Below are 15,468 nucleotides of genomic sequence, written 5' to 3'. Positions count from 1 at the left end.
GGCCGCGTGCCCACAAGGATGTGCGGGAGAAACGGTTTCCGGACTGGTGTCCCGGTGCTCTTCACTCCATCAGGTGATGGAGTGAAGAGCACGGGTGTGCCAGTGCCACGGAAGTGCCACCGGGGATCCCCCGGCGGCCCCCGGTCCGGTCAGGCGTCGATCCGCGAACGGTCGAGGGTGGCGGCGGAGCTGGTGATGAACTCCTTGCGCGGAGCCACCTCGTTGCCCATGAGCAGGTCGAAGACCGACTCGGCCGAGTCCAGGTCGCCGATGTTGATCCGGCGCAGGGTGCGGAACCGGGGATCCATGGTGGTCTCCGCCAGCTGGTCGGCATCCATCTCGCCGAGGCCCTTGTAGCGCTGGATCGAGTCCTTGTACCGGACGTTCTTGCGCTGGTACTCCAGGAGGGTCTGGCGCAGCTCGTTGTCCGAGTACGTGTAGACGTATTTGTCCTGGCCCTTCTTCGGCTGGACGAGCTCGATCCGGTGCAGCGGCGGCACCGCGGCGAAGACCCGGCCCGCCTCGACCATCGGGCGCATGTAGCGCTGGAAGAGCGTGAGCAGCAGGCAGCGGATGTGCGCGCCGTCCACATCGGCGTCCACGAGCAGGACGATCTTCCCGTAGCGGGCGGCGTCGATGTCGAAGGTCCGGCCCGAACCGGCTCCTATGACCTGGATGATCGCCCCGCACTCGGCGTTCTTGAGCATGTCCGAGACCGAGGACTTCTGGACGTTGAGGATCTTGCCCCGGATGGGCAGCAGCGCCTGGAATTCCGAATTCCGGGCGAGCTTGGCCGTACCGAGCGCCGAGTCGCCCTCGACGATGAAGAGCTCGCTGCGCTCCACGTCGTCGCTGCGGCAGTCGGCCAGCTTGGCGGGCAGCGAGGAGGACTCCAGCGCGGTCTTGCGGCGCTGCGCCTCCTTGTGCTGGCGGGCCGCGATCCGGGTCCGGGCGGCCGCGACGATCTTCTCCATGACGGAGCGGGCCTGCTGCTTGTCGTCCCGCTTGGTGGAGGTCAGGAAGGCCTTGAGCTCCTTGGCGACGACGGCCGCGACGATCCGGGTGGCCGCCGAGGTGCCGAGCACCTCCTTGGTCTGCCCCTCGAACTGCGGCTCGGCGAGGCGGACGGTGACGACCGCCGTCATGCCCTCCATCGCGTCGTCCTTGACCACGTCGTCCTCGGCGACGCGCAGCAGCTTCGCGGAGCGCAGCACCTCGTTCACGGTCTTGGTGACCGAGCGCTCGAAGCCGGAGATGTGGGTGCCGCCCTTGGGGGTGGCGATGATGTTCACGAACGACTTCACGTTCGTCTCGTACCCCGTGCCCCAGCGCAGGGCGATGTCGACGCCGAGCTCGCGGGTGACCTCGGTGGGGGTCATGTGGCCGCGGTCGTCGAGGACCGGGACGGTCTCCTTGAAGATGCCGGTGCCGGTGAGGCGCAGGATGTCGCAGGCCGCCTTGTCCTGGGCGAGGTACTCGCAGAACTCGCTGATGCCCCCGTCGAAGCGGAAGGTCTCCTCGGTCTTGCCGGCGCCTTCCAGGCCCCGCTCGTCGCGGACCACGATGGTCAGGCCGGGTACGAGGAAGGCCGTCTGGCGGGCGCGCTGGTAGAGCGTGTCCAGCGTGAGCTTGGCGTCCTTGAGGAAGATCTGCCGGTCGGCCCAGTAGCGGATGCGGGTGCCCGTCTTGCCCTTGGCGATCCGCTTGCCCTTGCGCAGACCGTTGGCGGGGTCGAAGGGGCTGTCGGGGCCCTGCTCGGTGAACATGCCGGGGACGCCGCGGCGGAAGCTGATGGCCTGCGTCGCGCTGCCCCGGTCGACCTCCACGTCCAGACGCGCCGAGAGGGCGTTGACGACGGAGGCGCCGACGCCGTGCAGGCCGCCGGAGGCCGCGTACGACCCGCCGCCGAACTTGCCGCCGGCGTGCAGCTTGGTCATGACGACCTCGACCCCGGAGAGGCCGGTCTTGGGCTCGACGTCCACGGGGATGCCGCGGCCGTTGTCGCGGACCTCCACGGAGGAGTCCTCGTGGAGGATCACCTCGATGTGGTCGCAGTACCCGCCCAGGGCCTCATCGACGGAATTGTCGATGATCTCCCAGAGGCAGTGCATGAGGCCCCGGCTGTCGGTGGAGCCGATATACATGCCGGGGCGCTTGCGGACGGCCTCGAGGCCCTCGAGGACGAGCAGGTGCCGCGCGGTGTAGTTGGAGCCGTCCCGGTCTGCTCCGGTCAGCAGTGCGCTGGAAGGCACGGACGTGTCGGCGGTCACGCAGTTCGCTCCTCGCTGAATTTCTTTTCTGGCCCGGTCGGGCGCAGTGGTGGCTCGGTTGCCGTTGGAAGGGTACCGAGGCCTGGTAGAGCCGATGCAACGCCATCCCAGCCCCTTCACCAGCCTAGTGCAGGTCCGCACGCATGTTCGATCCCCCGTGAGGGTGAAGCAAACATCACGTTCCCTTCCGCGCATGAACCATTTAGTGTTCGGGCACGTCCTCATCAACAACCGGCACTCAGCCGGAGAGGGCAGAACTGCGACAAGCGAACGACCTGACAACGCGAAACCGTAAAGCAACGCAATACGGCTCCTTCGCCGCCAACCGGCAACGGCCGGCCAGCTTCGGAAGGAAGTTTCGAGGAAAAGCCGCGAGCGGGAACGTTTTCGGCCTGGTTGGATGTTGACCCTGGTACGACAGCTCGTCGAGCTAGAGAAGAGGCGACGTGACTACTGTTCTGACACCCGCGACCCCGCTGACGGCCGCTGACCGATGCGACCGTTGCGGCGCCCAGGCATATCTGCGCGTCGTCCTGCTGAGCGGCGGTGAACTGCTCTTCTGCGCCCACCACGGACGCAAGTTCGAGCCGGAACTCAAGAAGATCGCCGCGGAAATACAGGATGAGACCGAGCGGCTTACGTCCGCTCCGGCAGCCAGTGCTGCCGAACCCGAGGACCGCTGACACAAGGCCTACACCTCGCATCCGACGAGCCAGGACCGGCGTAGCCGGTCGACGGGCGGTACCTCTGCGACCCAGAGGGACCGCCCGTCCTCATGTCCGGACGGGGTTCAGCGCCGCGGCGCCGGCCGGTCCCCTGCCGCGAGGCCCCTCCCGGGCCCCTGAGCGGGGCGTACGCCCACTCCCAGCGCTCCGTGGGCACCAGGACGGCCCAGCTCCCCGCGGGCCGCCTCCGGGCCGCTGGCGGAGTCGGCGACGAAACCGATCAGCGGTGCGATCCGCGTGTACACCCCGGGGCTGTCCGCCCGCCCGCAGCCGCGCCCCCACGACACCAGCCCGATCAGCCGGCCCTGGGCCACCAGGGGGCCGCCGCTGTCCCCCTGGCAGGCGTCCTTGCCGCCCTCGCGGTCCCCCGCGCACACCATGGAGTCGGCCCGGTACTGACCGTCGGCGTCCCCCGGGTAGGCCCGCCCGCACACCTCGTCCGCCAGCACCGTCACCCTGGCGGCCCGCAGCGCGTAGGCGTAGTCGCCGAAGCCGCTGGTGTCTCCCCAGCCGTACACGGCCGCCTCGGTGCCGGCCCCGTAGGCCGGATGCCCGGAGCCGGCCATCGGCAGCACGTTCTGCGCGGCCACGGCTTCGGCCAGCTCCAGCACCGCCAGGTCCCCGGCATTGCTGCCCGGGTCGTAGGCCGGGTTCACCCGGGCGGACCGCACCGCGATCTCCCGGCCCTCGCCGGCGCGCAGCTCCGTACGCCCGGTGATCACCCGGAAGTCGCGGACCGATTCGACCGGGCCTCCCAGCACCTGGCGCCCCAGGCAGTGGGCCGCGGTCACCACCTTGGTCGGGGTGACGAGGACCCCCCCGCAGAACTGGCCGCCGCGCGTACCCCCGAACCGGTCACGGCTCGCAAGGGCCACGACCCACGGGGCATCGGCCACCTTCACCGGCGTTCCGCCGATCACCACGCTGTCCGCGGCCGCTCGCGGCGCCTGGAAGAGCGGCGCCGCCGCCGCTCCCGCCGCCAGGGTCAGCGCTCCCGCCAGGACACGGGCAAAGGGACGACGCATGAGGCCTCCTGACTCCGAGTGTGCATGACTCCACTCAGAGTGGGACGCCCGGTGGCCGTGCGCACCCGCGCGGCCACCGGCGACGACCTGCGGCGAACCCCTCGCCGCCCCGTCGGCCCGAATCAGTCGAGGTAGTCGCGCAGCACCTGGGACCGGGACGGGTGGCGCAGCTTCGACATGGTCTTCGACTCGATCTGGCGGATGCGCTCACGGGTGACCCCGTAGACCTTGCCGATCTCGTCGAGGGTCTTGGGCTGGCCGTCCGTGAGGCCGAAGCGCATCGAGACCACCCCGGCCTCGCGCTCGCTCAGCGTGTCGAGGACCGAGTGCAGCTGCTCCTGCAGGAGCGTGAAGCTCACGGCGTCGGCCGGTACGACCGCTTCGGAGTCCTCGATCAGGTCGCCGAACTCGCTGTCGCCGTCCTCACCGAGCGGGGTGTGGAGCGAGATCGGCTCGCGGCCGTACTTCTGGACCTCGATGACCTTCTCGGGGGTCATGTCGAGTTCCTTGGCCAGCTCCTCCGGAGTGGGCTCGCGGCCCAGGTCCTGGAGCATCTGGCGCTGGACTCGGGCCAGCTTGTTGATGACCTCGACCATGTGCACCGGGATGCGGATGGTGCGGGCCTGGTCGGCCATGGCGCGGGTGATCGCCTGCCGGATCCACCAGGTGGCGTACGTGGAGAACTTGTAGCCCTTGGTGTAGTCGAACTTCTCCACGGCACGGATCAGACCCAGGTTGCCCTCCTGGATCAGGTCCAGGAAGAGCATGCCGCGGCCGGTGTAGCGCTTGGCGAGGGAGACCACGAGGCGGAGGTTGGCCTCCAGCAGGTGGTTCTTGGCCCGGCGGCCGTCCTCGGCGATGATCTCCAGCTCGCGCTTGAGCTTGGGCGCCAGCTTGTCGGAGTTGGCGAGCTTGTCCTCGCCGAAGAGCCCGGCCTCGATGCGCTTGGCGAGCTCGACCTCCTGCTCGGCGTTGAGGAGGGGGACCTTGCCGATCTGCTTGAGGTAGTCCTTGACGGGGTCGGCGGTGGCGCCGGCCACGGCGACCTGCTGGGCCGGGGCGTCGTCCTCGTCGTCCGAGATGACGAAGCCCTTGCTCTCGGCGCCTTCCTCCTCGTCCTCGGACTCGGCCTTGGCGGCGGGACCGTCTTCCCCGGACTCCTCGTCGCCCGCGTCGTCGGCGTCCTTCTTGGCGGCGGTCTTCTTCGCCGCCGTCTTCTTCGCCGCGGCCTTCTTGGCGGGCGCGGCCTTCTTCGCGGCCGTCTTCTTCGCCGCCGTCTTCTTGGCGGCGGGCTCGGTCACGGTCCCCTCCGCGAGGGCCTCGGCGCCGCTGTCGGCGCCGGACTCGACGGGATTCGTTTCCGCCGCCCCGGCCACCGCGTCCGGTGCGGCCGCGGCCGACGTCCCGGCCGCCGCCTTCTTGGCGACGGGCTCGGTGGCCGTCCGCTTGACGGGGCTCTTCGCTGCGACGCTCTTGCGGGTGGTGCGCTTGGGCGACTCCGCGGCACTGACCATCAGCGTCACACCCTCTTCCTCGAGGATCTGGTTGAGGCTGCGCAGAACATTCTTCCACTGGGTCGCAGGAATCTGGTCAGCCTCGAAGGCCCGACGCACGTCATCGCCGGCGATCTGCCCCTCGGCCTTGCCCCGCTCGATGAGCGCCATCACAGACTCGGAATCGGCGATCTCCGGCGGGAGCGTACGGGATGTGCTGGCCGACACGAACAACCTCTCGGAACGATGGAAACGGCTTCCGACCCCGGCCTGGTGGTGCTGGACCGGAGCCGACGACCACCGACTGGGGATGGGCCGGGGGCGCGGGCAGGGGCCGGGGAGCTGCACAGCATCCCCAAGGGCTGCTGTCTTCCCTCCGTCGGCCATCACCTCTTAGGTCATCGCGTGACCTCGCGGAGCGTTACGCCCAATCTTCGTGGCCCGAGTCACACCACGTTTGATGCCATGCCGGTCATACCGTGATTTCTGCACGTCCGGTCTGCCCGAACACGCCCCGTTTCGCGGGCCGGACGGCTCCCCGGAATCGGCGTCCCGACGGCCGCGGACCGGAGCCGGCAACCGGCCGGGGCGCTCAGAACCCCGGCGGGGAGCCGGACTCCGCTGCCGCCGGGCCCTGCCCGGACCCCGTCCGGGCCTGCCGCCCGGGACCGGCAGCCCACCGGTGCGCCCGCGCCCTCGCGCTGCTGCCCGTCAGTGCTCGCGCGGGGCCGGGACCACGCGCTCGACCTCCGGATGCACCGTCAGGAGCTGGCGCATGGCGTTCTCCGCGCCCACCGCGTCGCCGGCGGCGAGGCACTCGACCATGCGCGCGTGGTGCGCCACGCAGGTCTCGCTGGGGCGGTCGCAGGCGGTGATGGGACTGCCTGACACCTGGAGGGCGGAGGAGACGATGCCGGAGAGGTGCTCCAGCATGCGGTTGGCCGCGACCTGGATGAGCAGGGCGTGGAACTCGTGGTCCGCACGCGCGAAGGTGATCGAATCGCCCTGCCCGAGGGCGTGTCCCATGATCTCGACCATGTCGACGAGGCGCTGCTGGATCTCCGGACGGCCGTGGCCGGCGGCGAGGCGGGCGGCGAGCGGTTCGATGGTCCAGCGCAGCTCGCCCAGCTCGCGGCGCTGGTCGTCGCGCTGCGGGCCGAAGGCACGCCACTCGATGATGTCGGGGTCGAGCAGGTTCCAGTCGGCGACCGGGCGGACCCGGGTGCCGACGTTGGGGCGGGCGCTGACGAGGCCCTTGGCCTCGAGGACGCGCAGGGATTCGCGGACGACGGTGCGGGAGACCTCGAAACGCTGGCCGATCTCCTCGGGAACCAGCGGGCGGTCCGCGCCGAGGTCACCGGAAACGATCATCTGGCCGAGCTGCTGGACGAGTTGGCCGTGCAGTCCGCGGCCGCGGCTGCCTGCGGCGCGGCGGCCGACCCGGCTCAACTCGATGTCGGATCCGTCCCAGTGGGGCACTCCCACCCGGTCGGCCCCCGAGGCCTCCGGGTAGGGGTAGCGGTCGAGTTCACCCGCGCCGGCGAGGCCGGAATCGGCATGGCGGGCGGCGGTCATCATGGTGTGCGCAAGGGTACTCACGAATCCTTTGTCGGCCGTGTCTCCGCGACCCTTGAGGTCTTTGGTGAAAAGCACACGAAAGGGTGATCGGTGCCACCTACGCAATTGACGACTTATCATAAAGAACCGGGCCTTTTGCGGGGAGTTGCGGTCCGCCGGGTCTGATGTGGACCACAACGGTCCCGTTGGGTCCGGACCGGCACCGGAACGATCACCAACGATCCCTCACAAACGGACGCGGCCTCGCAGTCCTGTGAACCCATAGGCGCACAACAGGACCATCAGCGACAACACCAGCGCGGTGCCGACCGGTTGGGCCATGACCCGGATCGCCCCGAGGACCACGCGGTCCGCCTCCGGCGGCCACTGCGCCCAGGCCAGGCCGCGCAGCCGCTCCGCGAGTCCGGTGACCGGGTACGCGGACGGGCCGTCCAGGGCCTTGCGCACGAGCGGTACGACCATGACCGGTACGGCGAGCACCGCGGCCAGGCCTGCGGAGGCGGACCGGAAGGCGCCCGAGGCCAGGACCCCGGACCAGGCGCAGCCGATGAGCAGCCCTGCCCAACTCGCACCCGGGGAGACCCATTCCGCGGGCGTACGGAGCGGCCCGCTGCCGAACACCAGGGTCAGGGCGGCGGCGTCGGCGGTCACCGCGAGGGCGCCGAGCAGCAGCGCCAGGGCGGCGCTGACGCCGAGTTTCGCCGTGAGCAGCCCGAGTCGGCGCGGGACGGTGCCGCGGTCGGCGGCGAGCGCGGGGTAGCGGTACTCCTCGCCGAAGGCCAGGGCTCCGAGCAGTCCGGCCCCGAGCGCGGCGGGCGGCAGCGGGAGCAACTCCGGCCAGGCGGCCAGCAAACGGTTCTGCGGGGTGTGGCCGACCCGGGCCAGCACCAGCGCGGTGACGACGGATACGGCGACGACGAAGGCGGCGGTGAGCACGGGGGTGGCGGTGCCGAAGGTCCGGTGCAGCTCGTAGCGCAGGGGCCGCAGCGGGCCGCCGAGCCGGCGCACGGCCGAGGCGGGCCCGCCCGAACGGGACGAGCGGGACGAGCGGGCGGAGCGCGCGGAGCGGTGCCGGTCGCCGCCGCCCGCTCCGGACGCGGCAGACGTTCCGTCGGCGGCCGTGGCCGGGGCCGCGGCCCCGGATCCGGCGCGGTCCCGGGCGCGCGGCAGGGCCGGCTGCGCTCCCGCGTCGCCGGTCTCGTCGGCGAGTTGGTGGACGAGCACGCCGTGCCGGAAGGCGGCCTCGCCGACCTCCGCGCAGTTGCTGCCGTAGACGGACAGCCGGCTGCCGCTCTCCTCCACGATCTCCACCGTGCGCTGGGCGGCCCGCGCCTCCCGGCCCAGTACGTCGGCCAGCCGGGCCGCGTGCGGGGTACGTACGGCGACGCGGGGCCGCAGCCGCGTGCGGGCGAACTCGGCGGCGTCCTGGTCGGCGACGAGCCGGCCCGCCTCGATGCTCACGACCCGGTCCGCGCTGCGGGCGGCCTCCTTCGCGTCGTCGGTGGTGAAGAGCACCGCGCCGCCGAGGGAGGCGTGGCCGCGCAGCAGCCCGTGCAGCCAGCTCCGTTCACGGGGCGAGAGCCCGGCGGCGGGCTCGTCGAGGAGGAGCGTGCAGGGGTCGGAGAGCAGTGCGGCGGCCAGTGCGACCCTGCGCTCCATGCCGAGCGAGAGCGAGCCGAGCCGCTGGTCGCGCAGTCCCGCGACGCCGACGACCTCCAGCATGGCGTCGGCCCGCGCGGCCGGCACGCCGGCGGCGGCGCAGAGCATCCGCAACTGGCCGCGCACGGTGCGCGAGGGGTTGCCGGGGAGGTCGCCGAGGAGCACGCCGACCTCGCGGCCCGGATGCGGGATCCGGTGCAGGGGGCGCCCTCGGAAGTAGGTGACTCCGCGGCCCGGTTCGAGTTCGAGCATGAGCCGCAGCGCGGTGGTTTTGCCCGAGCCGGGTTCGCCAAGCAGTGCGGTCACGCTCCCGGGGCGGGCCTCGAAGGTGAGGTCGTCCACGAGGGGCGGCTGGTTTCGGCGGGGGGTGCTGGTGAGTCCGATGGCCTGGAGCATCGCTTCTCTCGCGGGGGGTGAGACCGCTCTGCGGCAGGGTGAATTCCGCTAACAAGATAACGCGATATGTCCGATTTACGGCGCAGGTCGCCGCGCATCTCACCCGTGTCGGCGCCGGAGCCGTGCCCCACGGCCGCGCCCGCCCGGATCCCGGCCGGGCCTCCGGCCCGGGTGGCGCCCCGGAGGTGGTGCGGGGCGCCCGTGCGTCAGACTTCCGGGCGCAGCATCGGCGGGTTGAGCAGGGTGGCCCCGCCGGCCCGGAACAGCTGGGCGGGGCGGCCGCCCTGACGTGTCGTCGTACCCCCGGCGGGCACCAGGAACCCCGGGGTGCCGGTGACCTTGCGGTGGAAGTTGCGGGGGTCGAGGGCGACCCCCCAGACCGCTTCGTAGACCCGGCGCAGCTCGCCGACGGTGAACTCGGGCGGGCAGAAGGCGGTGGCCAGCGAGGAGTACTCGATCTTCGAGCGGGCCCGCTCGACCCCGTCGGCGAGGATCTGCTCGTGGTCGAAGGCGAGTCCGGCGCCGGTCTGGCCGTCGGTCGACAGGAGCTCGTCGACGGGGGCCCAGCGCGCGCTGTTGGCATCGCCGCCGGCCCGGGGGGCGGGCAGGTCCGGAGCCAGCACCAGATGCGCGACGCTGACCACGCGCATGCGCGGATCCCTCTTCGGATCGCCGTAGGTCGCCAGCTGTTCGAGGTGTGCGCCGTTGCCCACGTCCGGAGCGGCCGGGTCGTGGGCGCAGAGGCCGGTCTCCTCGGACAGCTCGCGGGCGGCGGCCGCCGACAGGTCCTCGTCCCCGCGCACGAAGCCGCCGGGCAGTGCCCAGCGTCCCTGGAACGGCTGCTCACCCCGTCGGATGACCAGCGCGCAGAGCGCATGGCGCCGCACGGTGAGCACGACCAGGTCGACGGTGACGGCGAAGGGCGGAAAGGCCGACGGGTCGTAGGGCGACATGCCGCGATCATAGTCGTCTGCCTGACGATAAACAGAGCTTTGCGGATCTTAGGACCCGGGAACCGGACGCTCCGGCCCGCTCCGGCCCGATCGGCAGGGCGCCGCCTACCCGCCCAGTTGAAGCGCATCGGCGGCCTCCTCCACCATGCCCAGGCCCAGCCGGCTGATCCGGACGGCGAAGGGCTCCCCCGAAACCCGCAGCCCGGACAGGCGGAGCCCGCCGAGCGGAGCACCGGGGAGCGGTACGAGGGCGACCGTGCCGGCGGGGGCGTCCGGGCGGATACCGGCCAGGGCGGTCAGTACGTGGATCCCCGCGGCCGCCGCGACCGCCGCCGGACGGCAGGCCGCCGGATGCGGAAGCGGAGCGCTGCCCGCGGTGCGCTGCTCGGCCGCGTACATCTCCGGGAGGCGGTACCCGAAGACCTCCGCCGCGTCCAGCAGGCCCCTGAGCAGCCCGGTGGCCTCCTTCTCGAAGCCCGCCCGGGCCAGGCCGGCCATGGCGACCGCGCTCTCGTACGGCCGCACCGCGCCCGAGCGGTACCCGAACGGGTTGTGCCCCGGCTCCCGGAGCGCCATGCTGCGCAGCCCCCACCCGGAGTCCATGGCGGGGGCTCCCAGCAGCCGGGCCAGCTGCTCGGTACGGACCCGGTCGAGCAGCCCGGGCGCGAGCCGGCCGCCGCCGAGCAGCCCGGTGTCGAGCAGGTGGGCGGCGGCCCCCGTCAGCCGGGGCAGGGGCCGCCCGTCGGGATGCAGGGCCGCCGCGGGCCGCCCGCCGTCCGGGCCGTCGACCCAGAAGCGGGCTGCGAACCGCTCCCGCAGCCCGGCCGCCCGGTCCCGCCACTCCTCGGCTCCGGGCCGGCCGCACCCGGCGAGCAGGTCGGCCCCGAGGAGCAGGGCGCGGTGGGCGTGGGCCTGGGTTTCACAGCGCCGGGGTCCCGGATCGGGATCGGCCAGGAAGCCGTCCTCCCCGAAGGCGCCCCGGAGCCACTCCAGGCACCCCTCGGCGGCGGGGAGCAGCCGGGCCACCTCCGCCTCGGGCATCCCCCAGAGCCGGGCTTCGGCGAGCACCGCGGGGAAGGCCAGCGTCGCCTCGGTCCCGGTGCACCCCGGGGGCAGCTGCGGCCCGGCCCCCCGGAGCGGCCCGGGGATCTTCCCCGCGTCGGCGCCCCGGCCCCCGGTCTGGGTCCGGGCCAGGATGCGCAGGGTCGCGGCCGCCAGTCCGGTGCCGAGCGGGAGCGCCATGCGGGCGGCCCACAGGGACTCCGCCGGGGCCAGGCCGAGCCTCCAGGGCACTCCGGCCGCCGCGTAGCCGTCGGCCGGCTGCTTCGGATCCCTGAGCAGCAGGGCGCCCAGGTCCTGCACGCTCGTGCGCAGCCATGCCTCGGCCCGCGGGTCGTCGCCCTCCGCGCGGGCGTCGTCGGACAGCGGATTGGCCACCTGTCCGGCGGGGGCACGCGCCCCCCGGTCCCGGGTGGTCCGCAGCTCGATGGTGCGTGACTCGCCGGGGCGCAGTTCGAGCTGCCAGCGCAGCAGCCCCGCCGAGGCCAGTGCGTCGTCCGGCGGCGGCTCGGCCGCGGTGACGGCCTGGGCGTCGCCGTTGGTCCAGCGCAGCCCGGCGGCGTGCACCCCCGCGGGCAGCTCCAATCCGGCCCGGCCTGCGGCCACGTCGGCCAGCTCCGCCAGGTCGGTGCCGAGCGAGACCTCCACCGGGATCCGCAGGAGCCGGCCGGTGAAGCTGCGCAGGGTGATCCGCTCGGTCCCGTCGGCGTGCCGGATGCGCTCGACTCCGACGTCGGGGTCGGGCCCGGGCTCCGCTCCGGTCCGGACGGTCGCGGTGAAGGAGGCCCGGTCGGCGCCGAGGCTGCGCCCCTGGACGGCGACCGGGTCCCGGCCGGCGACGCGCAGCACGCAGCGGGACAGCAGCCGGAGCCCGGCCCGGTAGATCCCGTCGACCCCCTGACCCGTGAGCTGGCCGTGCTCCGGCGAGATGACCAGGCACGGCGCGGAGACACAGATGACGGCGCCGTGCACGGGCGGCAGGTCGGCCCCGCGGGTGGGGCCGCCGAGGGCGGGGGCTACGCGGGCAGGGGGTACGGGGTGAGACATGGGTCGCCTTGTCTGCGCTCCGGGTGGATCGGCTGGGCGGCGGCGCGGCCGGATCCCCACCACCCCCCAGCGCAACGCCCCCGCCCCCACCCGGGTCACGGGCCCCGGCGGGGGCTGCGCCCCGTGGAGCACCGGCCTTTGCGGCGGCAGCCGCCGCAGGACCGCACGCGCCCCGGCCCACAACCACCCCCGGAGCACGGATCCGCAGACCGCGCCCCGCCCCCGGAACCGGCCCGCACGGCCGCCTCCACCCCCACCGCGAAACCGGCCGCGAAAGCGGCCGCGGAACCGGCCGCGGAGCCCTCCGGCCCGGCCCCCTCCACCCAATCCGCAGGCCCGGACCGCGGCGCGGAAGCCCCCAGCCCGACCCCGGCCCACACCGCCCCCTCCGCCGAGGCCGCGGACCCGAACCTGAACCCGAACCCGAACCCGCCCGAGATCCACAGCCCGGCCCGCGACCCGGCTCGCCACCCGGCCCGCACCCCCGCCGTGCCCCCTGGCCGTGCCGTCCCCGCCCCATCCGCGCGTCACTGCTCGCTCCCCGTGGTGCTGCCGGACTCGCGGCGGCCGCTCGTCCTGCCCGGGCGGCCCGGCCTGCCCGGCGGCCTGGTGACGGACGTCGCCCGGCGGGCTCCTGCGGGCAGACGTCCCCGGCGCGGCTCCCGGCGCCGGCGCTCCTCCCGCAGGCACTCCCGCAGCCCCTCGGGGTCGATCCCCTCGTTGCACGCGTGGTGGAGCAGCTGCGCGAAGCGGTACCCGTCATCGGCCCGCAGGGCCAGCCCCAGGGCGATCCTGGCCGTCGGCTCGTCCCCGGTGGACCAGGAGACCCAGCCCGCCAGGGTGAGGGGGGCCGCCGCGTGTTCCCCGTAGGCCCCGACGCAGCGCCGGGCGAGGGCCCGCCAGAGCCGCAGGGCGGGGGCCGCTTCCTCGCCCTCCATCCACTCGGCGGCGATGTCGCGGATCTCGCGGTCCTGGAGCCCGAGGATCAACGAGGCGGCCTCGTCGTCACCCAGCAGCCCGTCGTCCCAGGCGTCGGCTCCGGAGCCGCCTTCGGTGGGCGTTGCCAGGGTCATGCGCTGGATCAGCGCGCGGGCGAGCAGGACGGTCTCGGCGCCCACCTCCTCCCGGGTGGCCCCGTCGAGGATCTTGGGGACCAGCGCGACGGCCGCCCGGTCCAGAGCCCCCTCCATCTCCCCGGCCGCCCTCCCGCGCAGCGGGGTCAGCCTGCGCTCGATCTCGCGTAGGGAGCCGCGGACCTGGAGCCCCGCGAAGGTGGCCGCGGCGGCCATCACCGAAGTGCCCGGCGCGGCCAGCGCCGTGCCCTCGGCGGGGCAGCACCGCTCGTCCGGGCAGCAGTAGGACCAGTACCGCCCGGCGGAGAGGCACAGGGCCTCCAGTACGGGCACGTCCAGGGCCCCGCAGGCCAGCCGAATCCGCTGGGCGAGCGGGCGCAGCCCGGTCATCACCCGCTGCGCGCTCTCGCCGCGCTGCGGGTCCCGGCAGAGGAAGACGATGATGCCGTCGGGCCTGGCTCCGCGCCGCGTGCTGCCGCGGATCAGGCAGTCGGCGACCTGCCGGGCGGTGTCCTCCCATTCCTCGGGAGCCGCGGGAATGCCCACCCGGAGCCGTCCGCCGAAGCGGCCGGCCTCCCCGTGGACGGCGACCATGACGAGGGAGTCGCTCGGGTGGAAGCCGAGCATGTAGGGCAGTGCGTCGGCCAGTTCGGCCGGACTGCGCAGGGTGATCCGGGACGCGTCGACGCCGCCGGACAGACCGGTGGACGAGACGGCCGAGGCGGACGAGGCGGACGAGGGGTCGGACGGGCTGTGCGCCGCTTCGTGGTTGTTGTTCGTGTTGTTCGTCATGTCCCGAAGGTCCCGTGTCCGACCGGATCCGGAAACCCCTGTGGATAACCCGCGACAGCATGCCGACGCCAACAGCCGGTCGGCGACAGCAACAACACGCCGTCGGCGCCACAGGGCGTGGCGCCGACGGCACATGACCCACGATGCGCCCTAGCGCGGCTCGTAGACCCGCTTGTGTCCGAACAGCCCGGCCAGCCGGTACGGCCCGGTGGTTTCCCGTGGCGCGGGATGGTCGCCGCCGTCGACCGGGAAGGCCTGCTCGTGGCGTTCCCGGTAGTCGGCGTAGCCGATCTCGCGGCGTCCGGAGATCGCCTCGCGGTGTTGCTCGGACCGCAGCTGCGACCGGTAGCCCGGGACGGGGACCGCGGCGAAGAACTCGGCGACGCTGCCGGACCCGTAGCTGAGCAGGCCGATGGCCCGGCCGGTCAGATCGTCGGAGTCGTCGGAGCCGTCGGAGCCGTCGGAGCCGTCGGAGCCGTCGGAGCCGTCGGAGCCGTCGGAGTCGTCGGAGCCGTCGAGCAGCGCGGCCAGCCCGAGGTACACGGACGCGGTGTAGCTGTTGCCGATGTCCTCGTTGTAGGCCGTCGTCCGTCCGATGGCCCGGACGACCTCGGCCTCGTCGACTTCCCGCCCGCAGCTCTCTAGGAGGGCCCGGTGCGCCTTGTAGGCCATCTTCGTGAACGGCTGGTGGTAGCAGAACGCCGCGAACTCCTCGAACGCACGGCCCCCTTGCTCGGTGTAGTCCTTCCACGCACCGTCCATCGCCTGCAGGTACGCGGAGACGGACTCCTTGCCGTCGACCAGGGCGGTGGTGAGGTAGTTCGGCCGCCAGAAGTCCATGATGTCGGCGGTGAACACCCCCGAGGGTTCCTCGATGCGCACCAGCGCGGGATCCGCGCTGATCAGCATGGCCACCGCCGCGGCCCCCTGGGTGGCCTCGCCCGGCTGGTCCAGCTCGTACTTCGAGACGTCGCTCGCGATCACGAGGACCTGCTGCGAGGGGTCGCGGTGGACGAGCCCGATGGCGAACTGCAGGGCCGCGGTTCCTCCGTAACAGGCCTGCTTGAGCTCGACGACGCGGGTGGCGGAGGGCATCGACAGCAGCGAGTGCACGTGGATGCCGGCCGCCTTCGCCTGGTCGACGGAGGACTCGGTGGCGAAGATGACCGTGCGGATCCGGTCGGCGCCGTGCCGGGCGAGGATGGGGGCGGCAGCGGCGGCCCCCATCGTCACGATGTCCTCGTCGGCGGCGGGCACGCTCATCGACCGCTGGCCGATGCCCACGTGGTATTTGCCCAGCTCGGTGCCGTTGTGGGCGGCCAGCGTCTCGTGCGTGAGGACGAGCTGCCCGGTGGCGAAGGAAAGGTCGTGGATTCCGACCGCGAGGTCCTTGGGCAT

Annotated in this window: 10 protein-coding genes; 1 reads left to right on the top strand and 9 read right to left on the bottom strand. The window is 73.0% G+C overall.

The features are described from left to right. Positions 1–149 precede the first annotated feature (149 nt). Positions 150–2,270 carry a type IIA DNA topoisomerase subunit B gene (locus ACFWNV_RS00235; RefSeq protein ID WP_383938013.1) on the bottom strand — a complete coding sequence of 707 codons (2,121 nt, stop codon included), beginning with the start codon at positions 2,268–2,270 and terminating at the stop codon, positions 150–152. Between the two features lie 446 nt (positions 2,271–2,716). Here ACFWNV_RS00235 and ACFWNV_RS00230 point away from each other — a divergent pair, with 446 nt between their 5' ends. After that, positions 2,717–2,953: a hypothetical protein gene (locus ACFWNV_RS00230; RefSeq protein ID WP_112449103.1), complete on the top strand. Its 237-nt coding sequence runs from the start codon at positions 2,717–2,719 to the stop codon at positions 2,951–2,953. Between the two features lie 107 nt (positions 2,954–3,060). Here ACFWNV_RS00230 and ACFWNV_RS00225 read toward each other — a convergent pair whose 3' ends face one another. From ACFWNV_RS00225 to ACFWNV_RS00190, 8 genes are all read right to left on the bottom strand, one after another. Continuing rightward, positions 3,061–4,020 (bottom strand): serine protease, encoded by a 960-nt coding sequence (locus ACFWNV_RS00225; protein ID WP_383938010.1) that lies wholly within the window; start codon positions 4,018–4,020, stop codon positions 3,061–3,063. Between the two features lie 122 nt (positions 4,021–4,142). Further along, positions 4,143–5,747, bottom strand: a complete 1,605-nt coding sequence (locus ACFWNV_RS00220) for an RNA polymerase sigma factor (protein WP_383938007.1) — start codon at positions 5,745–5,747, stop codon at positions 4,143–4,145. A 477-nt stretch (positions 5,748–6,224) separates the two neighbouring features. Further along, positions 6,225–7,091 carry a FadR/GntR family transcriptional regulator gene (locus ACFWNV_RS00215; RefSeq protein ID WP_383938388.1) on the bottom strand — a complete coding sequence of 289 codons (867 nt, stop codon included), beginning with the start codon at positions 7,089–7,091 and terminating at the stop codon, positions 6,225–6,227. A 225-nt stretch (positions 7,092–7,316) separates the two neighbouring features. Beyond that, positions 7,317–9,146: an ATP-binding cassette domain-containing protein gene (locus tag ACFWNV_RS00210; RefSeq protein WP_383938004.1), complete on the bottom strand. Its 1,830-nt coding sequence runs from the start codon at positions 9,144–9,146 to the stop codon at positions 7,317–7,319. A 206-nt stretch (positions 9,147–9,352) separates the two neighbouring features. Beyond that, the gene (locus ACFWNV_RS00205) at positions 9,353–10,099 is read right to left on the bottom strand and encodes an NUDIX domain-containing protein (RefSeq protein WP_250748883.1); all 747 of its coding nucleotides are present in this window, start codon (positions 10,097–10,099) and stop codon (positions 9,353–9,355) included. 105 nt (positions 10,100–10,204) lie between these two features. After that, complete coding sequence (locus ACFWNV_RS00200) at positions 10,205–12,205, bottom strand: glycogen debranching N-terminal domain-containing protein (protein WP_383938001.1); 2,001 nt, start codon at positions 12,203–12,205, stop codon at positions 10,205–10,207. A gap of 527 nt (positions 12,206–12,732) precedes the next feature. Further along, complete coding sequence (locus tag ACFWNV_RS00195; RefSeq protein WP_383937998.1) at positions 12,733–14,070, bottom strand: DUF4192 domain-containing protein; 1,338 nt, start codon at positions 14,068–14,070, stop codon at positions 12,733–12,735. A 150-nt stretch (positions 14,071–14,220) separates the two neighbouring features. After that, positions 14,221–15,468: a hydroxymethylglutaryl-CoA synthase gene (locus ACFWNV_RS00190; RefSeq protein WP_383937995.1), complete on the bottom strand. Its 1,248-nt coding sequence runs from the start codon at positions 15,466–15,468 to the stop codon at positions 14,221–14,223.

Source organism: Streptomyces sp. NPDC058401 (genome assembly GCF_042722885.1).
Taxonomy (GTDB): Bacteria; Actinomycetota; Actinomycetes; order Streptomycetales; family Streptomycetaceae; genus Streptomyces.
Note: the sequence above shows the minus strand (reverse complement) of the source record. Positions and strands in the feature narration are given on the sequence as shown.